The sequence below is a fragment of the Stenotrophomonas sp. genome (assembly GCF_035634915.1).
Classification (GTDB): Bacteria; Pseudomonadota; Gammaproteobacteria; order Xanthomonadales; family Xanthomonadaceae; genus Stenotrophomonas.
The window spans coordinates 120475-141472 of the sequence record NZ_DASQCB010000005.1 but is presented as its reverse complement, the minus strand read 5'-3'; the positions used below and the strand labels follow the sequence as shown (position 1 = coordinate 141472).

The following is a 20998-nucleotide window of genomic DNA, read 5'->3' as shown; positions in this document are numbered from 1 at the left end:
GACTCTACCGGGCAGGGGCGCCCTTATAATCGCGCGGTGAGCACCGAACCTGACATCCTCGCCGCGGTCGAGATCGAAACCGCCCCCCTGCAGCTGCTGCACCTGGACGAGCGCCTGGCCGTGGTCAACAAGCCGGCCGGGCTGATGGTCCACGACAGCAAGCTGGCCCGTGGCGAAGACGATTTCCTCGCCGACCGCCTGCGCGAGCAGCTGGGCCGGCCGATCTTCCTGGTGCACCGCCTGGACCGCGCCACCAGCGGCTGCCTGCTGCTGGCCTTCGACCGCGACACCGCCAGTGCGCTGGGCAAGGCCCTGATGGGCGGCGAAGTGAGCAAGGATTACCTGGCCATTTGCCGTGGCTGGCCGGCCGAGGAGGCCTGGCAGGTCGACCACGACCTGGACGGCGGCCCCGGCAAGCCGGTGAAGAAGCCGGCGGTGACCGATTTCCAGCGGCTGGCCACCGGCGAGCTGTCCGTGCCGGTGGGCGACTTCGCCAGTTCGCGTTACGCACTGGTGCGCTGCCAGCCGCAGACCGGCCGCTTCCGGCAGATCCGCCGCCACCTCAAGCACCTCTCGCATCACCTGATCGGCGATACCAGCCATGGTGATGGCCGCCACAACCGCAACTTCCGCATGCAGGGCGTGCACCGCATGCTGCTGCACGCCGAACGCCTGCGTTTCCCGCACCCCGATGGCGGCACGGTGGACGTGCGCGCACCGCTGGACGGTGAATTCCAGAAGGCCCTGGGCCTGTTCGGCTGGCAGGTCGCCGTAACCGATCCTGGGGCGGATCCCCTTCCCGCAGGGAAAGGACTCTGACCCCCAACAATCCAGGGTTGCCGGCCAGCGGCCGGCACTACCTCACTTGGTTTCCGGCTCGCTGAGGATCGCCTGCATGTCCTTCTCCAGGTCGGCCATCAGCGGCTTCATCTTTTCCTGGATGGCGATCATCACGTTCTGCATCAGCAGCGGGGTCTTGTCCAGCAGGCTCTGCCCGGCCGAGCTCTCGTAGAACTCGGCCATCGCCAGCACGTCTTCCTTGCTGAAGCTCTTCTTGTAGAGGTCCACATACATCGGCCGCAGCTGCTGCCAGGACAGCGCCTTGGTCAGGGTGGCGGTGGTGCGCTGCTGCATGCGCTGCAGCTGTTCGGTCTGCTGGGGGGTCAGCTGGCGCTGCCGGGCGATCTCCTCGAACTGCTGGCGCTGCATCGCTTCCAGCTGCGGCAGCATGCCGTCCAGCAGGCTCTGCGCGCGCGAGGCCGCCAGCAGGCGGTTGATGTCGGCATCGGTGGGCGGCGCGGCCAGGGCCGGCGCGCTGGCCACGGCCAGTGCGACCAGCAGCACGGCGCGGCGCAGGCCGGTGGACAGGGCGGGAATGAGGCGGGTCATGCGAGGCTTCCTGCGGTACATGGGACGGCCAGCATACCCGCTGCAAAGGCGAAGGCGGCGTGTTCGGTACCTGATCGGCGGCATACGCCACGCGATGGCAGCCACGGCAACGCGGCTGCCGCTACAATGCGCGGATGGGCAGTGGACCGGTCACCATCAGCGCGCAGCTTGAAATCCCCGACGGCGAGATCGTCGAGCGGTTCGTGCGTGCCAGTGGCGCCGGTGGGCAGAACGTCAACAAGGTCTCCACCGCGGTGGAACTGCGTTTCGACGTGGCCAACTCGCCCTCGTTGCCCGACCCGTTGCGCGCGCGCCTGTTGGCGCGGCGCGACCGGCGCATGACCGGCGAAGGCGTGCTGGTCATCGACGCGCAACGGTTCCGCACCCAGGATCGCAATCGCGAGGATGCGCGCGAGCGGCTGGCGGCCTTCATCCAGGCCGGGCTGAGCGTGCCCAAGCCACGCAAGGCCACCAAGCCGACCCTCGGGTCGAAACTGCGTCGACTGGACGCCAAACGCGGGCGCGCGCAGATCAAGCGCGGGCGCTCATCACGTGACTGGGAGTGATTGCTTGAACAACCCGACACCGTTGCTGCCGGCCGTTCCGCCGAGCATGCCGCAGGTCAAGTCCAACCCCTTCCTGCGCTGGCTGGCGCGCTGCACGCTGCGCCTGGGGGGCTGGAAAGTAACCGGTACCCTGCCGGACATTCCCAGGCTGGTCTTCATCATCGCCCCGCATTCGTCCAACTGGGACGGCCTGTGGGGCATGGCGGCCAAGATCGCGCTGGGCATGAAGGTGAAGGTGCTGGGCAAGGCCTCGCTGTTCTGGTGGCCGCTGGGCCCGCTGCTGCACAGGCTGGGCGTGATCCCGCTGGACCGCAGCGCGCCGCAGGGCACCGTCGGCCAGGCCGTGGACCTGCTGCGCAACAACGAGAAGATGTGGTTCGCCATCACCCCCGAGGGCACCCGCAAGGCGGTGAAGGACTGGAAGGCCGGGTTCCTGAAGATCGCGCGGATGGCCGACGTGCCGGTTCTGGCGGCGTACTTCCACTACCCGGAAAAGACCATCGGCATCGGCCCGCTGTTCCAGCCGACCGGCGATGATGCGGCCGACATGGCCGCCATCCGCGAGTTCTACCGGCCGTGGTTGGGCAAGACCCGCGGCACGGTCTGAGCCGGCCATCGGCGGCAGGCCAGGCGCCACGTCCGGCACATGCCGGGCGTGCGCGACAGGAGTAGGGTGGGGGGCTGGTATCCCATACCGTCCGCCCAAGGAGCGTTTTACATGTCGCGTACCGTAGTCCTGGCCGCCGCCATCAGCCTGGCGCTGGCGGCCTGTTCCGGCAAGGAGTCCACCCCCGTGTCCGAAGCACAGAAAGCCCCGGCCCAGCAGCCGGCCGAAGCCTCCACCAACCCCCTGCTGAGCGCCAGCACGCTGCCGTTCCAGGCGCCGCAGTTCGACAAGATCAAGGACAGCGACTACACGCCGGCCTTCGAAGAAGGCATGCGCCAGCACCTGGCCGAAGTCCGCAAGATCGCCGACAACGCCGAGCCGGCCACCTTCGACAACACCATCGTGGCGATGGAGCGCAGCGGCGAGACCCTCAACCGCGTGTCGCGCATCTTCTTCGGCCTGGTCCAGGCCGATGGCACCGAAGCACGCCAGAAGATCCAGGAAGACATTGCCCCGAAGCTGGCCGCGCACCAGGACGAGATCAACCTCGACCCGAAGCTGTTCGCCCGCGTGAAGTCGCTGTACGACCAGCGTGACACGCTGGAGCTGGACCCGGTGCAGAAGCGCCTGGTCGAGCACTACTACGACGGCCTGGTGCGCTCTGGCGCGCAGCTGTCCGACGCCGACAAGGCGAGCCTGCGCAAGCTCAACGTCGAAGAGACCACCCTCTCCACCCAGTTCCACACCCGCCTGGTGGCCGCGACCGCCGCTGCGGCCGTGGTTGTGGACGACAAGGCCAAGCTCGCCGGCCTGGACGACAACGCGATCAACAACGCGGCCAACGCCGCCAAGGATCGCAAGCTGGACGGCAAGTTCGTGCTGCCGCTGCAGAACACCACCCAGCAGCCGGTGCTCGGTTCGCTCAGCGACCGTGACCAGCGCGCTGCCGTGCTGAAGGCCTCGGAAACCCGTGCCGAGCGTGGCGACAAGAACGACACCCGCGAGACCGTGCAGCGCCTGGCCCAGCTGCGTGCGCAGAAGGCCAAGCTGCTTGGCTTCGAGACCTTCGCCGACTACCAGCTGGGCGACCAGATGGCCAAGACCCCGGCCGCGGCGCTGAAGCTGCTGACCGACACCGTGCCGGCTGCTACCGCCAAGGCCCGTGCCGAAGCCGGTGAGATCCAGAAGGTGATCGACGCCCAGAAGGGTGGCTTCCAGGTTGCCGCCTCCGATTGGGACTTCTACGCCGAGCAGGTCCGCAAGGCCAAGTACGATCTGGACGAATCGCAGGTCAAGCCGTACTTCGAACTGGACAACGTGCTGCAGAACGGCGTCTTCTACGCCGCCACCCAGCTGTACGGCATCACCTTCAAGCAGCGCACCGACATTCCGACCTACAACCCGGACATGAAGGTGTACGAAGTGTTCGACAAGGACGGCAGCTCGCTGGCCCTGTTCTACACCGACTACTTCAAGCGTGACACCAAGTCCGGCGGCGCCTGGATGGACGTGTTCGTCGAGCAGGACGGCCTGACCGGTGCCAAGCCGGTGGTCTACAACGTCTGCAACTTCACCAAGCCGGCCGATGGCCAACCTGCGCTGATCAGCTTCGACGACGTCACCACCATGTTCCATGAGTTCGGCCACGCCCTGCATGGCATGTTCTCGAACGTGAAGTACCCGTCGATCGCCGGCACTGCCACCTCGCGCGATTTCGTCGAGTTCCCCTCGCAGTTCAACGAGCACTGGGCGCTGGACCCGAAGGTCTTCGCCCACTACGCCAAGCACTACAAGACTGGCGAAGCGATGCCGCAGGAACTGGTCGACAAGATCCTCAAGGCACGCAGCTTCAACCAGGGCTATGCGACCACCGAGTACCTGTCGGCCGCACTGCTTGACCTGGCCTGGCACACGCAGAAGGCCGATGCCCCGCTGCAGGATGTGGGCGCCTTCGAAGCCAGCGCGCTGAAGAAGTTCAAGGTCGACCTGCCGCAGGTGCCGCCGCGTTACCGCACCACCTACTTCGACCACATCTGGGGCGGCGGCTACTCGGCCGGTTACTACGCCTACTTCTGGGCCGAGGTGCTGGACCATGACGCCTACCAGTGGTTCACCGAACACGGTGGCCTGACGGCGGCCAACGGCCAGGAGTTCCGCGACAAGATCCTTTCGCGCGGCAACAGCGTGGAACTGTCTACCCTGTACCGCGATTTCCGCGGCAAGGACCCGTCGGTGGAACCGCTGCTGAAGTTCCGCGGGCTGAAATAACAACGTAGAACGCAGCACCTCCGGGGTCGGATCCCGTCGCGCATCGCGTGGCGGGCTCCGACCCCGGTTGCGTTACGCACCTTTTACGCCTCGCGCCATCCCCCGCCATCGCACCTTTACGGCCTGCACGCGCATCGTGTGCCTACCGCGCCGCAGGGCGCTTTGTGCAAGGTGGTGTATGACCCTCCTGGTGATCCGGCACGCGCCGTCGTCGGCGCCGCGCCCGCAGCTTCCGCTGGAACTGTGCGGCCATCGCGTGCTGTGCAACGACTGCGCCAGCCTGTCCGATGTGCGCCAATGCCTGTGCCAGGCCCGGGCCGACGACTGGGTGCTGCTGGACGTGGGCGTGGCCGACGACGCGCAGTGGCAGGCCGAGGGCGGCGCCCTGCAGGCGGCACTGGAGCGCATGCCCGCCTCGTACATCGAACTGCAGGCCCCGCATGCGCCGGGCCTGGATGCACGCCTGCACCTGCAGCACGGGCCGGCCGCGGTGGTGGTCGACCAGCGCAGCCAGCAGGCGGGCTACCCGCTGTCGCTGGCCATCGTCGGCCGCCGCCTGGCGCAGGAGGGTTGAGCCATGTCGATCTTCATCATCCGTGGCCCGGAAGTCGCCGGTGCACTGATCCGCACCGCCCAGCCGCTGCCGGCGCCGGTGCTGAAATCGCTGGTGCACCGTGCGATCGACGCCGGCACCAGCGTGGCCATCCGCGCCTGCGGCTCGGAACAGGAACTGCTGGACGCGCTGCGCGTGGCCGACCACAGCCGTGGCGAAGTGACCCTGCTCGACCCCGGCGCCTGTGCCGGCAGCCTGCGCCTGCAACGCCTGTTGCCGAACCTGCACAACGCCTACGTGGAAGTGCACGACGACGGCGCCGTGGCCGAGCCGTGCCTGCCGGCCGGTGTCGGCCAGCGCCTGGGCATCGCCGCCGGCTACGGCGCGCAGAGCTACGTGCTGGCGCTGGATATCGCCCTGGACCACCTCGGCCTGGCCGAGTACGCCAACGGCGTGCACGTCGGCACCTGACGCGCGCCGGGGTCGGATCCCTTTCCGCCCGCGGAAAGGGCTCTGACCCCGGCGCCCGGAGGCGGCATCCGGGAACCTCGCGCGCCTGCCAGAGGTCTTACCGAGCTTCCACCCACCGGAACCTGTCATGGACGCCGCCGCCCGCCCCCCGTTTGCCGAACGCGCGCTCACCTGGCTGAAGAAGGAAGCGCTGCCGCTGCTGGTCATGCTTGGCCTGCTCGCCGCCGCCCGCGACACCCTGGCCAACCATTACGTGGTGCCCAGCGGCTCGATGCAGCCGACCCTGCAGCCGGGCGACCGCGTGGTGGTGGACATGCGTGCGTACGGCCTGCGCCTGCCGTTCACCAGCCAGCAGCTGCTGGCCACCGGCAGCCCGCAGCGCGGCGAAGTGGCCGTGTTTGATTCGCCGGCCGATGGCACCCGCCTGATCAAGCGCGTGGTGGCCGTGGCCGGTGACCATGTGCAGCTGCACGGCGGCCACCTGGCCATCAACGGCCAACCGCTGCAGATCGCCGACCTGCGCGACACCGAAGCCTTCGGCGAGCGCCAGGCCCAGCTCGACCTCGACATGGGCGGCGGCCCCGACATTGCCGACCTGGTGGTGCCGGCCGGCAAACTGCTGGTGCTGGGCGACCACCGCGGCAACAGCTTCGACGGCCGCTTCTTTGGTTTCGTTGATGCCGACAAGGTCTACGGCCGCGCCGTGGCCATCTACTACCGCCGCGGCGATGGTTTCGAGTGGGCGCACCTCTAAGCTGAATTGATATTTCCTGCATATCGATCCTGACTTATCAGGTTATGGATCGACTGGATCGAGGGGCCTACGCTGGGCCCCGTACCCCCACGTTGGCCGCCCCCACGGCCTCTCGATCCCATGACTGGCGAAACTGCGGCGTCCCTCAGCGGCCGCCCCCGCACTCCTGATTCTCTCGTCGACACCCGCATCCAGCAGGGCACCCCGGCGTTCCGGCGCACGGCGGTCGCGTTGTTCCTGGCCGGGTTCTCCACCTTCGGCCTGCTGTACACGGTGCAGCCGCTGCTGCCCGAGTTCAGCCGCCACTTCGGCGTGTCCGCGGCCGGCAGCGCGATGTCGCTGTCGCTGAGCACCGGCACCCTGGCCGTGGCCATGCTGCTGGCCGGCCTGTTGTCCGATGCCATCGGACGGCGGCCGATGATGATTGCCGCGCTGATGGCCTCGGCCCTGCTGTCGCTGTGCACCGCGCTGGTTGATGACTGGACCACCATGCTGGTGCTGCGCACCCTGCTGGGCCTGGCCCTGAGTGGCGTGCCGGCGGTGGCGATGACCTACCTGGTGGAGGAAATGGACAGCCGCGCGCTGGGCCTGGCGATGGGCCTGTACATCGGCGGCAATGCCATCGGTGGCATGAGCGGTCGCCTGCTGGCCGGCATCATCGCTGACCACTGGGGCTGGCGCTGGGGCATCGGCGCGGTCTCGATCATCGCCGTGGCCAGTACCGTGCTGCTGTGGCTGCAGCTGCCGCCGTCGCGGCACTTCCAGGCCCGCCGTGGCGGCCTGCGCCAGCTGCCCGCACGCTGGCGCACGCTGTTCGCCGATCCGGGCCTGCCGTGGCTGTTCGCCACCTCGTTCGTGCTGATGGGCGTGTTCGTCACCCTCTACAACTATCTGGGTTACCACCTGCTGGCGCCGCCGTACCACCTCAGCCAGACCGTGGTCGGGCTGATCTTCAGCGTGTACCTGGTCGGCACCTTCAGCTCGGCGTGGATGGGACAGCAGGCCACGCGCTACGGCCGCGGCCGCGTGCTGACCATTGCCTTCGGCCTGATCGGTGCCGGCATCGTGCTGCTGGCCATGCCGTGGCTGACCACGATGGCGTTGGGCATCGCCCTGGTCACCTTCGGTTTCTTCGGTGGCCATTCGGTGGCCAGCAGCTGGGTCGGCAGCCGTGCCGGTTCGATGCGCGCCGAAGCCTCGGCGCTGTACCTGTTCGCCTATTACCTGGGCAGCAGCGTGCTCGGCGCCGTGGGCGGCCTGGCCTATGCCGCGTGGGATTGGCTGGGCGTGTGCCTGTTCACCGGCGTGCTGACCCTGCTCGGCGGCGGCATCATCTGGGCCCTGCAGCAGCGCGCCCCGCAGCCGGTCGCTGCCTGACCCGACACGCGTTCCGCATGGGCACGGCGTTGCTCTGGTAGATGCCGACCTTGGTCGGCGCTCTGGCAGGGCGGCCAACCAAGGTTGGCAACTACCAAAGCTGCCTGGTCGGTTTGCCCACCCCTGCGCAATCCATGTTCCGCATGGGCGCGGTGTTGCTCTGGTAGATGCCGACCTTGGTCGGCGCTCTGGCAGGGTGGCCAGCCAAGGTTGGCAACTACCAAAGCTGCCTGGTCGGTCGGCCCACCCCTGCGCAATCCACGTTCCGCACGGCACGGCGTTGCTCTGGTAGGTGCCGACCTTGGTCGGCGCTCTGGCAGGGCGGCCAACCAAGGTTGGCGTCTAGCAAAGGCGCCGGGTCGGCCGCATCACCCTTCCGCAAACGCGCCGCGCAGCAACCCGGCGAAATTGCGGATCAACGGCGTCACCCCTTCGCGTCGCCAGGCCAGCTGCACTTCCGAATGCGCCCCGGCATCGGCCAGGGCCACGAAGCGCGCGCCTTCCACCCGGATGTGGTCGCACGAGGAAGGCAGTACCGCCACGCCCAGCCCGGCGGCTGCCAGGCTGATCAGCGTCGAGGCCTCACCGGCTTCCTGCACGATGCGCGGAGTGAATCCCGCCGCCGCGCACAATGCGATCATGTGGTCATGGATGCCGGCACCGGCACTGCGGCGGAACGCCACGAACGGTTCCTGGGCGAAATCACGCAGCGCCAGCGTGCCCTGCTTCGACAGCCGGCGCAGGGCAGGGTGGTCGGCGTGCACGATCAACGCCAGCGGATCGACGAACAGGCTGTGCGCCACCAGTTCCGGCGGCAGCGCACGCTTGCGGATGATGCCCACATCCAGGCTGCCATCGAGCAGCGCATCGATCTGCTGCAGGGTGTTCATCTCGCTCAGCTGCAGGCGTACCTGCGGGTATTGCTGCCGGTACTGCAGGATCGACCGCGGAATCTGCGGCGACAGCGGCGTGGCCCGGGTCAGGCCGATATGCAGCTCGCCCTGCTCACCGCGCTGCGCGCGCTGCACCTCGTCCACCGCCGTTTCCACCTGCTGCACGATGGCCCGTGCGCGTTCCTGCAGCAGCTCGCCCGCAGCGGTGAGCTGCACGCGGCGATGACTGCGCACGAACAACCGCGCGCCGATCAGTTCTTCCAGCTGGCGGATCTGCTGGCTGAGCGGCGGCTGCGACATCCCCAGACGCTCGGCTGCTTGGCCGAAGTGCAGCGTATCGGCAACGGCAAGGAAGTAACGCAGGTGGCGGAGTTCGATGGACATGGGGCCAGTTTATTCATCGTCAGCCGGAAATGGGCCGGACGCGGGCTCTGACCCCGGGCGATCAAGCGCATCCACGAATGGCGTGGATCTACCGTGTCGACCAAGGTCGACACCTACCGAGAGCAGACCATGCCCCCCGCCATCCCAGGTGCAGGGCGCAGCCCTGCCGGACACCCCTACCGCTCGGAATGCCCGCTCTGGTCGTAATCGCGCGGACTGAACAGCTCCGGCTGGATCAGCTCGATGAACGCCCGCGCCTGCGCCGACAACGCCTTGCCCCGCCGCACGATCACCCCGTAACTGCGCTCGGGGAACCAGCGCTTCATCGACCGCGCCGCCAAGCGCGCATGGTCGCTTTCATGCAGGCACAGCGCCGGCACGATGGAAATGCCCATGCCCATCGCCACGTACTGTTTGATGACCTCCCAGCCGCCCACTTCCAATGCAACGGTGTACGCAATGCGGTGGCGCTGGAACACCTGGTCCACCAGCCGGTAGGTGATCTGCCGCTTCGGCGGCAGCACCAGCGGGTAACGGGCGATGTCGGCCAGCTCCAGCTCGCCACCACTGGCCAGTGGATGGTCGTGTGGCGCGATCAGCACCTGCTCGAAGCGGTAGGCCGGTGCATAGGTCAGGTCGGCCGGCACGTCGGTCATCGACCCGATCGCCAGGTCGGCCGCATCCTCGCGCAGCAGGTCGGTGCCATCGGCGCTGATCGCGTTGTGCAGGGTCAGGCGCACGTCCGGATGGTGCAGGCGGAAGCGTTCAACGATCTTCGGCAGCAGGTAGAGGATGGTCGAGCTGTTGGCGGCGATGTTCAGCTCGCCCGCATCCAGCCCGCGCACCTTGTCGCGGAAGCGCGCTTCCAGCCCGTCCAGGCTTTCCACCAGCGGCTGCGCCATCTCATAGAGCACCTGGCCCTCGCGGCTGGGCACCAGGCGCCGTCCGCTGCGCTCGAACAGCGGCACTCCCAGCTCACGTTCCAGTGCCTGCAGCTGCAGGCTGATCGCGGGCTGGCTGACGAAAAGCGCCTCAGCTGCCCGTGAGACCGAGCCCAGGCGCACCGTCTGGCAGAACGCCCGCAGCGGCTTCAGCCGGTCGGATTTGTAGGAAAAACGCGGACTTGGCGGGCTGCGCGTGGTCATGGCGTCATAAGTATTAGCACACCTTATGTGGAACATTGCAAAAACTGTTTTGCCAAATACTCGGCCCGGGCGGCACTTTGGGGGCGTTCCCCCACCGCTGGAGTCGCCCCATGTCCGCCGTCGCTTCTGCCGTTTCCCCCGCCCCTGCAAAGGCCACCCCCGGCATCGCCCTGGCGACCCGCGTGGCCGGCCAGGAGACCCTGCTGCCGGCGCCGCTGCTGGCCTTGCTGGTCTCGCTGCACCGGACGGTGGAACCGGGCCGGCAGGCGCGGCTGCAGGCCCGCCGCGAGCGCCAGGCGTTCTTCGACCAAGGCGGGCTGCCGGACTTCCGCAGCGATACCGCCGCCATCCGCGAAGGTGACTGGCGCGTGGCCCCGCTGCCGGCCGCGCTGCAGGACCGCCGCGTCGAGATCACCGGCCCGACCGACCCGAAGATGGTCATCAACGCGCTGAACTCCGGTGCCAAGGTGTTCATGGCCGACTTCGAGGATTCGACCTCGCCCACCTGGCGCAACCTGCTGGCCGGACAGCAGTCGCTGGCCGCCGCCGTGCGCGGCGATCTGCAGTTCACCGCACCGGCCGTCAACGGCAAGCCAGGCAAGCACTACAGCCTGCGCCCCTTTGAGGAACAGGCGGTCCTGATCGTGCGCCCGCGCGGCTGGCACCTGGACGAGAAGCACGTGGCCGTGGACGGCCAGCCGCTGGCCGGTGGCCTGTTCGATGCGGCGGTGTTCGCCTTCCACAATGCCCGCGCGCTGCAGGCCAAGGACCGCGGCCCGTACTTCTACCTGCCCAAGCTGCAGAGCATGGAAGAGGCCGCGCTGTGGGAGACCGCGCTGTCGCACATCGAAGGCATGCTCGGCCTGCCGCATGGCCAGATCAAGGTGACCGTGCTGATCGAAACGCTGCCGGCGGTGTTCGAGATGGACGAAATCCTGCACGCCCTGCGCGAGCGCATCGTCGGCCTGAACTGTGGCCGCTGGGACTACATCTTTTCCTATCTGAAAACCTTCCGCCGCCACGCCGACCGCGTGCTGCCCGAGCGTGGCCAGGTGACCATGACCCAGCCGTTCCTGAAGGCGTATTCGGAACTGCTGATCCAGACCTGCCACCGCCGTGGCGCGCATGCGATGGGCGGCATGGCCGCGCAGATCCCGATCAACAGCGATGCCGCCGCCAACGAACAGGCCATGGCCCGCGTGCGTGCCGACAAGCTGCGTGAAGTCAGTGCCGGCCACGACGGCACCTGGGTCGCGCACCCGGCGCTGATCCCGGTGGCGATGGCCATCTTCGACGAACACATGCCGACCCCGAACCAGCACCAGGTGCTGCGCCAGGATGTGCGGGTGGGCCGCGATGACCTGATCGCGCGGCCACCGGGCAGCATCACCCGCGCCGGTTTCGAGGGCAACGTCGAAGTCTGCGTGCGCTACCTGGCCGCCTGGCTGGACGGCAATGGCTGCGTGCCCATCCATCACCTGATGGAAGACGCGGCCACCGCCGAGATCAGCCGCAGCCAGCTGTGGCAGTGGCTGCACACCCCGGGCCAGCAGCTGGACGACGGTACCGCCATCGACCTGCCGCTGCTCGACACCGCTCTGGCCCAGCTGCCGGCGCGGCTGGGCGACACCCGCGCACTGCCCGGTGGCGCCCGCATCGGCGAAGCCATCGCCCTGCTGGGCGAACTGAGCCGCAGCGACGAACTGACCGACTTCCTGACCCTGCCGGCCTACGCACGCATCGACTGACGGCCTGCTTCCCCGCTGTTCCTTCCCCGCTGCAACCGCTGCACGAACCGAACTGGAGAAAGACATGAGCACCCTGCCCACTGCCGAACAGATCCAGCACGACTGGGACACCCACCCGCGCTGGCAAGGCATCCAGCGCAACTACAGCGCCGCCGACGTGGTGCGCCTGCGTGGCACCGTCCACATCGAGCATTCGCTGGCCCGGCTGGGCGCGGAAAAGCTGTGGAAATCGCTGCACGAGCGGGAGTTCGTCAACGCACTGGGCGCGCTGACCGGCAACCAGGCCATGCAGCAGGTCAAGGCCGGGCTGAAGGCGATCTACCTGTCCGGCTGGCAGGTGGCGGCCGATGCCAACCTGGCCGGGCAGATGTACCCGGACCAGTCGCTGTACCCGGCCGACTCGGTGCCGGCGGTGGTCAAGCGCATCAACAACACCCTGCTGCGTGCCGACCAGCTGCACCACGCCGAGGGCAAGGATGACATCGACTTCCTGCAGCCGATCGTGGCCGACGCCGAGGCCGGATTCGGTGGCGTGCTCAACGCCTTCGAGCTGATGAAGGCGATGATCGAAGCCGGTGCGGCCGGCGTGCACTTCGAAGACCAGCTGGCCTCGGTGAAGAAGTGCGGCCACATGGGCGGCAAGGTGCTGGTGCCGACCCGTGAGGCGATCGAGAAGCTCAACGCCGCGCGCCTGGCCGCCGACGTGCTGGGCGTGCCGACCCTGCTGGTGGCGCGTACCGATGCCGAGGCGGCGGATCTGCTGACCAGTGACATCGACGGCAACGACCAGCCGTTCACCACCGGCGAGCGCACCGTGGAAGGCTTCTACAAGACCCGCAACGGCCTGGACCAGGCGATCAGCCGCGGCCTGGCCTACGCCCCCTATGCCGACCTGGTCTGGTGCGAGACCGGCAAGCCGGACCTGGAGTTCGCGCGGAAGTTCGCCGAGGCCATCCATGCGAAGTTCCCCGGCAAGCTGCTGGCCTACAACTGCTCGCCCAGCTTCAACTGGAAGAAGAACCTGGACGACGCCACGATTGCGAAGTTCCAGCGCGAGCTGGGCAGCTATGGCTACAAGTTCCAGTTCATCACCCTGGCTGGCTTCCATGCGCTGAACTACGGCATGTTCAACCTGGCCCACGGCTATGCCCGCCGGCAGATGAGCGCCTTCGTGGAACTGCAGGAAGCCGAGTTCGAAGCGGCCGAGCGCGGGTTCACCGCGGTCAAGCACCAGCGCGAGGTCGGCACCGGCTACTTCGATGCGGTCACCCAGGCCATCCAGCAGGGCCAGTCCTCGACCACGGCGCTGACCGGCTCGACCGAGGAAGAGCAGTTCCATGGCGGCCGCAGCGAGCGCGCCGCCTGACCCGGCCTTGACCCGGTATGTCAGTAGAGTCGAGCTTGCTCGACTGACGTGCCCCCAGCCGAAGCCAGTGCAGTCGAGCAAGCTCGACGCTACCAAGGCCTTCGGACCGATCAGGGTGGCCAGGGAAGGGCCAGACGACGCCGGCAGGTCGGGGGACCTGCCGGCGTCGTTGTATCCGGGGGCCTGGCCGCCCCCCCTGAATGCGCCTTGCCCGCCTGTTCGGGGCAGATGGCGGCCACTTCATGAAAAATGAGAAGGGGCGCACAGTTTGTTTCGCTGCTATGCTCCGCATCTCACCAGGGGACGCTGGCGGCAGGGAATGACCGGCAGGGGCACGGCCGAGAACATCGATATGACAACCGGTATCGCCCAGGTGGCGATGGCCGAGATCGTGCATGCCTTGCTGTCGGACGATGAAGTGGCCCTGTTCGCGCGCTTCGCGCGGCCGCTGAAGGTCGAGGCCGGGCAATGGCTGTTCCACCGGGGCCACCGCGGCGATGGCATGTACGTCATCCTGGACGGCCAGATCGAACTGGACTTCGGCGATGACCTGGTGACCAAGACCCTGGGGCGCCACGAGTTCTTCGGTGAACTGGGCCTGCTGGTGGGCGACCATCCGCGCAGCGCCGGCGCCCGTGCGGTCGAAGACTGCCATCTGCTGGAACTGGGGCCGACCGATTTCCATTGCCTGGTCGAATCCGATCCGGGGCTGGTGGCCTACTTCCTGCGGCGCACGATCATGCGCGTGCTGGCCAACGAACAGGCCCTGATCAGCCAGCTGCGCCGGCGCAACCACGACCTGGAAACCGCGCTGGACAACCTGTACATCACCACCCACCAGCTCACCCATACCCGCGAACTGGTGCGTACCGATGAACTGACCGGCCTGCACAACCGCCGCGGCCTGACCCTGTACCTGCAGGAGTGCCGCAGCCAGCCCCACGGCACGCCGCAGGCACTGCTGCTGATCGACTGCGACCGCTTCAAGCAGGTCAACGACCGCCATGGCCACCAGGCCGGCGACCGCGTGCTGCAGAGCATGGGCAACATCCTGCGGTCGATGGCCGGCGAACACGATCTGGCCTGCCGGCTGGGCGGCGATGAGTTCTGCCTGATTCTGCGCCATGCAGACCGTGAGGCGGCACAGCACGCGGCCGAGTTCATCCTCAGCGCGGTGCATGGCCTGCTCGAGCGCAGCCATGGTACGCCGCATGTCACTCCGGCCAGCATCGGTGTCAGCCTGCTCGCGGCCGAAGGGGACTGGAGCGAATGGTATGCGGGCGCCGACCGTGCGCTCTACCGTGCCAAGCGCGCGGGCGGCAACTGTCTGCATTGGGCTGACAGCATGGACGGACAGTGAACGGAGGCCTGGGCAATGAACGGCGACACCGGAACGTCGACCCCGCACACCGCACAGCTGCGGGCACTGCTGTTCACTGATCTGTGCGATTCCACCCTGCTGGTGGAGCGCATGGGCGATGCCGCCGCGGCGGAACTGTTCCAGGACCACGACCGTCTGGTGATGGCGCTGCAGCAGCGCTGGACCGGGCAGCAGATCGATCGCTCCGACGGCCTGTTCATGCTGTTTGAACGGCCAGTGGATGCCCTCGGCTTCGCGCTGGATTACCAGCGCGGCCTGCAGGCGCTGGGCGGCAAGCGCAACATCCTGCTGCGCGCACGCATGGGCCTGCATGTGGGTGAGGTGCTGTTGTGGAACAACAGTGCCGAGTCCATTGCGCTGGGCGCCAAGCCGGTGGAAGTGGAAGGCCTGGCCAAGCCGATGGCCGCGCGCCTGATGCAGCTGGCGCAGCCCGGCCAGTTCCTGCTGTCGGCCACCGCCGAATCGATGGTGCGGCGCGCGGCCGGCGATCTGGGTGATGCCGCGCTGGGGCTGAAGTGGAAGTCCTTCGGGCGCTGGCGCTTCAAGGGCGTGGCGCAGTCGATGGAAGTGTTCGGCCTGCAGGACCCCGGCATGGCGTCGACCGGACGGCCGCGGCAGAGCGCCAAGGCGAGCCGTGACATCCCGTTCTGGCGGCAGCCGGCGATGATGACGGCCGAAGTCGCGCTGGCGGCAGCGTTGCTGGTCGGCGGCTGGTTCCTGACCCGGCCGCAGCCGGCCATTGCCTTTGCCGAGCGCGATTGGGTGGTGGTCGGCGGTTTCCGCAACCTGACCGCGAACCACATTCTTGATGGTTCTCTGGACCAGGCGTTTCGAATCAGTCTGGAACAGTCCCAGCACGTGAACATCATCAGCGACGTCGCGGTGAGTCAGGCGCTGGAACGCATGCAGAAGCCGAGTGACTCCACCGTTGATCGTGCGCTGGGCAGCGAGATCGCCACGCGCGACGGCGCACGTGCCGTGATCCTGCCAGTGGTGGCTGAGGTGGGCGGACGCCTCCGCGTGTCTGCCGAAGTTGTCGATCCTGCCAACAGGAGCACGGTCTATCTCGTTGCGCGTGACGCACGCGGTGTAGGCGGCCTGTTGGAGGCTGTTGACGGCGTATCGAGGGAAGTGCGCGACAAACTCGGAGAGGCGTCCAGCTCAATGCAGGTGCGCGGCGAGGCATTGCCTGCGGTCGCGACGTCCAGCCTGGATGCGCTGAAGATCTACGCACTTGCCCGCAAGGCGTACATCGCCCGGAAGATGGATGACGCGCGGGACCTTCACATGCAGGCACTGGCCGTGGACCCGCAGTTCGCATTGGCCTACGTGGGCGTGATGCTGACCTACCTGGCACAGGGCGAGGCCGCACAGGCCGCGCCATGGATGCAGAAGGCCGCAGCACTCCGTGATCACCTGCCGGTGCGTGATCGCCTCTATATCGACGCTTGGCAGGCCGAGTTCGGAAGCCAACCCGCACTGCACGCCCCAGCCAAATGGCGCCTGCTGGCGCAGGTATACCCGGACATTCCCGCAGCACAGCAGAACTATGCCTGGGCGATGTTCGTGCAAGGGCATTCGCAGGAAGCGTTGCGCGCGGCCGACCAAGCTGCGCAGGCCAAGGAGGCCACGCGTCATCTTTCGCGTGAATTGGCCGCGCGCATCCGCCAGCAGATGGGTGACCAGGAAGGCGCGCTACGCGATCTGATCGAATCCGAGCGTATCGGTGCCAGCACGCCGAACCGGCGCCATGTGTCGGTGCTGGCGACCCTGGGCCGAAACGATCAGGCGCTGCTGATGGCGCAGACCCGCGCCCACACGCATCCCGAGGACTTTCTGTTGTACCTGGACTGGGCGGCGACGTTGATCGGGGCCGGCCGTGCGGAGGAGGCGATCATGATCGCCGACAAGGGGGTCAGCAAGGCCGCAACGGAAGGGGAGGTAATGTCGGTACCGTTGAAGCTGGGTGCCATGGTGGCTCGCTATCGCGCCGGCCAGCCACCTTCGACGCAGCAGGTCGATGCATTACTGCAACAGGCGCTGCGTTCTGCGTCCAGCGCAGCTGGTGAAGAACGTGACGACCTTGCGGGCATTGCCCTTGCCACAGCCAGGCTCCAGCAACGCTACGCCGGCATCGCGTTGAACGTCACCCAGATGAGCCGGATGGCGCAGGTGGTGGCAGCATCCGGTCATCCGCGCAATGAATCACTGTGGGCCATTGTCAGAGCCGACCAGCTGCGCCTGCGGCACGATGCAGAGGGCAGCGCCCAGATGCTGATGGGCATGAGTGATGGACAGGATCTGGTGCAGTGGCATGTCGCCATGCGCGATGCGCAGCATGATCTGGGCCAGGCAACGCGCTCCGTGCGCGAACAGCAGTGGCTTCAACAGAACCGTGGACGTGCCTATGGGGATCCCATCGCCGCGCAGGCGTTCATGGTGATGAACGTCGCCGACCTTGCAGATGTCCCTGCCGCGTCGGCGACGATCAAAGTGGACCGCTCAGGTCAGCAGGCAGAAGGGGACAGTGTGCGCCGTCTGCGACGTCATGCTTTCCAGTAGCGCATCCCGCGCTGCAGCGATCTCCTCCTTGCTGGCCAACGTTTCCGGACGCATACAACTGTCGCCCACCAGCGCGGCGTCAGCGTCTGCACTTGTCAGCCCTGCCTGCACCAGCGCAGCGTGCGCATCGCTGACGAAGAGTGTACGGAACGCGTCATCGCTGGACAGCAGATCAAGCAGATGGGTAGCGAACTCGGTCGTAAAAGCCGGATGTGATTGCGGATTGTTGCCTTCGGTGCTCACGGATGTTCCCCTGTCGACGTGCACCCGCACGCAGATGTGCGTGCGGCATGTGGCGAACTTATCGGCAACCCAAGGCAATCTCTTGAAGGTGGCGTGACTCCATGCGTATACGACGTTGTGCAATCGTCTTCCTCGAGCCGCGCGAAGACGTAGTTTTCGCCTTGACAGGGCTGTTGTCCGGTGGTGCAGGCGTTACCCGGACGATGCGCTGGTACGCACTGGCGCCACATCTGGCGGCGCCGGTGGAAGTCAGCCTCGCCGGACGCGAGTTGCTGGGCAGCCTCAGCCCCAACCAGTGGATCGAGCAGAGCGCGGTGGCACAGGCCAGTGAGCTTCAGTCATTGATCGACAACGGCCTCGTTGTCCAGGAAGCTGCATCCCTCCAGCCCGAGCTTTCGGCGACCGCCTCATCTGCCGCAGTCGACGACGCTCGTCTGCGCCACGTGTACTGGCACCCATTGGCTGCCTTGTTGCACTCGTTCACTCGCTGGAGCGACGTGGATTCGGTGACCGACGCGCGCGCAGCGGGTATCGACACTGCGGCCGGCCTGCTGGAACGCCATGGTGAGCCACCGGGCCCAAGGTCTTTGCCCTCTGCCGCCGATGTGCGTACGCTGCCAGCTGCGCGGCAGACTGACTTTGACACCCTGCTGCGCCGACGTGTCACGTGTCGCAACTTCGATGTAGCACGCGCACTGCCGCTGTCGCTGTTCTCGACGCTGCTGGCCCGCACGTTTGGCGTCCAGGCGCGGGTGCAGCGCGGCGGCCTGGTCTTCGACAAGAAGAACTCGCCCTCGGGGGGCGGGTTGCATCCCACCTCGGCCTGCCTGATCGTGCAGAACGTTGAAGGCATCGCGCCAGGTCTCTACCGTTACCTTGCGGACAGCCACCAGTTGGTGGCACTGCCTTTCGATGCTGCGGACCTGCCGGCGCTGGCGCTGGAAGCAGTCAGCCAGCAGGACTGGTTCGCCAATGCCCACTGCCTGGTGGTACTGGTGGCCGCGTTCGAGCGTACGTTCTGGAAGTATCGGCGGCACGACAAGGGCTACCGCGTGGTGACGCTCGAGGCGGGTCACATCTCCCAGACGCTGTACCTGTCGGCTACCGATCTGGGACTTGGTGCTTTCATCACAGGCGCGATCAATGAGCGCCCCCTTGAAAAGGTGTTCGCCTTGGATCCGCTGACGGAAGGGGCTCTGGCCATCTGTGGCTTTGGTTGGCGTGCGACCAGGATGCAGGCCGCCGAGCTGGACCCGGCCGGCGAGATCTGGACGCGCGCCGGTTGAGCGCGCGTCCGTCCCTGTCAAACGGCTTCAAAATCCACCAGCACCGCCCCATCCCCCACCTGGTCACCGGCCTTGGCCCGATAGCCCTTCACCGTGCCATCGGCCGGGGCCTGCAGGGTGTGCTCCATCTTCATCGCTTCCAGCACCACCAGCGGCGTGCCGCGCTTCACCTGCGTACCGGCTTCCACCAGGGTGGCCACGATCTTCCCCGGCATCGGTGCCAGCAGGCTGCCCGCGTCGGCCGCTGCGTTGTCCGATTCACCCACCGGGTCATGCAGGGTGAAGCGGTGCTGGCCATCGGCGCCGAACAGATACAGCTGGTCGCCTTCGCGCAGCAGCCGCAGTTGCCAGCGGCGCCCGTCCAGCTGCGCGGTCAGGCGCTCGCCGTCGATGCGACCGGCCACCGTAGTCGCTGCCGCATCATCGCGCTGCACACGCCAGCCATCGGCCTGCGCCCACACCTTCAACGTGTGCGTACGCTCACCCTGCTGCAGCGGCAGCACGCGCGGTGCCGAAGCCCCCAGGCGCCAGCCGTCCTGCGCCTGCCACGGCGAATGCGGATCGCGCGCGTCACTGCCGGCACGCGCGGTACTCGCCACGGCGGCGATGGCGGCCAGCTGCCACAGTGCATCGTCGCTGTCGCCCACGGCGTTCAGCGTAGCCTGTTCGCGTTCAATCAACGCGGTATCCAGCTTCGCGTTGGCGAACGAATCGGTGTTGACCAGACGGCGCAGGAAACCGGCATTGGTGGTCACGCCCACCACCTGGCAGTCGGCCAGGGCCTGGCTCATGCGGCGCAGCGCGGCATCGCGATCCACGTCCCAGACGATCAGCTTGGCGATCATCGGGTCGTAGTACGGGGTGATGCTGTCGCCTTCTTCCACGCCGGCATCCACGCGCACCTTCGCCGAGGGCATCGGCAGGCGCAGGCGGCGCAGGGTGCCGGTGGACGGCAGGAAACCACGGTCGGCATCTTCGGCATACAGGCGCGCTTCGATGGCATGGCCGTGGATGGCCAGTTGTTCCTGGCGCAGCGGCATCGGCTGGCCAGCGGCTACGCGCAGCTGCCATTCCACCAGGTCGGTGCCGGTGATGTATTCGGTCACCGGATGTTCGACCTGCAGGCGCGTGTTCATTTCCATGAAGTAGAAATCGCCGTCCGGGCCGGCAATGAACTCCACCGTGCCTGCCCCGACGTAGCCCACCGCGCGCGCGGCATCGACCGCCGCCTTGCCCATCGCTGCCCGGCGCTCGGCGCTCATGCCCGGTGCAGGGGCTTCTTCCAGCACCTTCTGGTGGCGGCGCTGCACCGAACAGTCGCGCTCGAACAGGTAGACCGCATCACCGTGGGTATCGCCGAACACCTGGATCTCGATGTGGCGCGGGCGCTCGACATACTTTTCCACCAGCACGTGGTCGTTGCCGAAGGCCGAGGCGGCCTCGCGCTGGCAGCTGGCCAGCGCATCGACGAAGTCTTCGCTGCGTTCGACCTTGCGCATGCCCTTGCCACCGCCACCGGCGCTGGCCTTGATCAGCACCGGGTAGCCGATGGCATCGGCCTGCGCACGCAGGAACGCGGGTTCCTGCTGGTCGCCGTGGTAGCCCGGGGTCAGCGGCACGCCGGCCTGGGCCATCAGCGCCTTGGCTGCGCTCTTGTCACCCATCGCGCGGATGGCGCTGGCCGGCGGGCCGATGAAGGTGATGCCGGCAGCGGCACAGGCATCGGCGAAATCGGCGTTTTCGGAGAGGAAGCCGTAGCCGGGATGGATCGCCTGTGCGCCGGTCGCGCGCGCGGCGTCCAGCAGCACGTCGCCGCGCAGGTAGCTTTCGCGCGCGGCGGCCGGGCCGATATGGATGGCCTCGTCGGCCAGGCGCACGTGGCGCGCGTTGCGGTCGGCATCGGAATACACCGCCACCGTGGCGATGCCCAGGCGACGGCAGGTGGCAATGACGCGGCAGGCGATCTCGCCACGGTTGGCGATGAGGATTTTGCTGAACATGGCAA

At 67.4% G+C, this 20998-nt stretch carries 18 protein-coding genes; 13 read left to right on the top strand and 5 right to left on the bottom strand.

Going from position 1 to position 20998, the window contains the following annotated elements:
• The first annotated feature begins 36 nt into the window (after positions 1 to 36).
• Positions 37 to 819, top strand: a complete 783-nt coding sequence (locus VER16_RS04815) for a pseudouridine synthase (protein ID WP_324805835.1) — start codon at positions 37 to 39, stop codon at positions 817 to 819.
• A gap of 42 nt (positions 820 to 861) precedes the next feature.
• On the opposite strand, the gene VER16_RS04810 is transcribed toward VER16_RS04815, so the two are convergent.
• Positions 862 to 1389 (bottom strand): DUF2059 domain-containing protein, encoded by a 528-nt coding sequence (locus VER16_RS04810; RefSeq protein ID WP_324805833.1) that lies wholly within the window; start codon positions 1387 to 1389, stop codon positions 862 to 864.
• Positions 1390 to 1523: 134 nt separating this feature from the next.
• Between VER16_RS04810 and arfB the strand changes: the two genes are divergently transcribed.
• From arfB to VER16_RS04775, 7 genes are all read left to right on the top strand, one after another.
• Positions 1524 to 1955 carry an alternative ribosome rescue aminoacyl-tRNA hydrolase ArfB gene (gene arfB / locus VER16_RS04805; RefSeq protein ID WP_324805832.1) on the top strand — a complete coding sequence of 144 codons (432 nt, stop codon included), beginning with the start codon at positions 1524 to 1526 and terminating at the stop codon, positions 1953 to 1955.
• A 4-nt stretch (positions 1956 to 1959) separates the two neighbouring features.
• The gene (locus VER16_RS04800; RefSeq protein ID WP_414716021.1) at positions 1960 to 2562 is read left to right on the top strand and encodes a lysophospholipid acyltransferase family protein; all 603 of its coding nucleotides are present in this window, start codon (positions 1960 to 1962) and stop codon (positions 2560 to 2562) included.
• A 111-nt stretch (positions 2563 to 2673) separates the two neighbouring features.
• Positions 2674 to 4830 (top strand): peptidyl-dipeptidase Dcp, encoded by a 2157-nt coding sequence (gene dcp, locus VER16_RS04795; RefSeq protein ID WP_324805828.1) that lies wholly within the window; start codon positions 2674 to 2676, stop codon positions 4828 to 4830.
• Between the two features lie 178 nt (positions 4831 to 5008).
• On the top strand, positions 5009 to 5404 hold the full coding sequence (locus VER16_RS04790; RefSeq protein WP_324805826.1) for a hypothetical protein: 396 nt from the start codon (positions 5009 to 5011) through the stop codon (positions 5402 to 5404).
• A gap of 3 nt (positions 5405 to 5407) precedes the next feature.
• Entirely contained in the window at positions 5408 to 5854 is a 447-nt protein-coding gene (locus VER16_RS04785; RefSeq protein ID WP_324805824.1) for a 3-dehydroquinate dehydratase, read from the top strand.
• Positions 5855 to 5981: 127 nt separating this feature from the next.
• The gene (gene lepB / locus VER16_RS04780) at positions 5982 to 6608 is read left to right on the top strand and encodes a signal peptidase I (RefSeq protein WP_324805823.1); all 627 of its coding nucleotides are present in this window, start codon (positions 5982 to 5984) and stop codon (positions 6606 to 6608) included.
• 120 nt (positions 6609 to 6728) lie between these two features.
• Positions 6729 to 7985, top strand: a complete 1257-nt coding sequence (locus tag VER16_RS04775) for an MFS transporter (RefSeq protein WP_324805821.1) — start codon at positions 6729 to 6731, stop codon at positions 7983 to 7985.
• A gap of 368 nt (positions 7986 to 8353) precedes the next feature.
• Here the strand turns inward: VER16_RS04775 and VER16_RS04770 are convergent, their stop codons facing one another.
• Together VER16_RS04770 and VER16_RS04765 are read right to left on the bottom strand one after the other, a co-directional pair.
• Entirely contained in the window at positions 8354 to 9262 is a 909-nt protein-coding gene (locus tag VER16_RS04770; RefSeq protein ID WP_324805819.1) for a LysR family transcriptional regulator, read from the bottom strand.
• A 176-nt stretch (positions 9263 to 9438) separates the two neighbouring features.
• Entirely contained in the window at positions 9439 to 10407 is a 969-nt protein-coding gene (locus VER16_RS04765) for a LysR family transcriptional regulator (protein ID WP_324805818.1), read from the bottom strand.
• A 110-nt stretch (positions 10408 to 10517) separates the two neighbouring features.
• On the opposite strand from VER16_RS04765, the gene aceB reads away from it, so the two are divergent.
• The 4 genes from aceB to VER16_RS04745 all read left to right on the top strand — a co-directional run bounded on the left by aceB (position 10518) and on the right by VER16_RS04745 (position 17464).
• Positions 10518 to 12155, top strand: coding sequence for a malate synthase A (gene aceB / locus VER16_RS04760; protein ID WP_324805816.1), 1638 nt, complete (start codon positions 10518 to 10520; stop codon positions 12153 to 12155).
• Positions 12156 to 12219: 64 nt separating this feature from the next.
• Positions 12220 to 13521 (top strand): isocitrate lyase, encoded by a 1302-nt coding sequence (gene aceA, locus VER16_RS04755; protein WP_324805815.1) that lies wholly within the window; start codon positions 12220 to 12222, stop codon positions 13519 to 13521.
• A gap of 319 nt (positions 13522 to 13840) precedes the next feature.
• Positions 13841 to 14881: a GGDEF domain-containing protein gene (locus tag VER16_RS04750; protein WP_324805812.1), complete on the top strand. Its 1041-nt coding sequence runs from the start codon at positions 13841 to 13843 to the stop codon at positions 14879 to 14881.
• 15 nt (positions 14882 to 14896) lie between these two features.
• The gene (locus VER16_RS04745; RefSeq protein WP_324805810.1) at positions 14897 to 17464 is read left to right on the top strand and encodes a putative peptide modification system cyclase; all 2568 of its coding nucleotides are present in this window, start codon (positions 14897 to 14899) and stop codon (positions 17462 to 17464) included.
• On the opposite strand, the gene VER16_RS04740 is transcribed toward VER16_RS04745, so the two are convergent.
• Complete coding sequence (locus tag VER16_RS04740; RefSeq protein ID WP_324805808.1) at positions 17405 to 17707, bottom strand: NHLP-related RiPP peptide; 303 nt, start codon at positions 17705 to 17707, stop codon at positions 17405 to 17407. The two genes, VER16_RS04745 and VER16_RS04740, sit on opposite strands and share 60 nt — an antisense overlap.
• Before the next feature lie 101 nt (positions 17708 to 17808).
• Between VER16_RS04740 and VER16_RS04735 the strand changes: the two genes are divergently transcribed.
• Positions 17809 to 18993: a putative peptide maturation dehydrogenase gene (locus VER16_RS04735; RefSeq protein WP_324805806.1), complete on the top strand. Its 1185-nt coding sequence runs from the start codon at positions 17809 to 17811 to the stop codon at positions 18991 to 18993.
• A 17-nt stretch (positions 18994 to 19010) separates the two neighbouring features.
• Here the strand turns inward: VER16_RS04735 and VER16_RS04730 are convergent, their stop codons facing one another.
• Positions 19011 to 20993 (bottom strand): acetyl/propionyl/methylcrotonyl-CoA carboxylase subunit alpha, encoded by a 1983-nt coding sequence (locus tag VER16_RS04730; RefSeq protein ID WP_324805804.1) that lies wholly within the window; start codon positions 20991 to 20993, stop codon positions 19011 to 19013.
• Positions 20994 to 20998 lie beyond the last annotated feature (5 nt).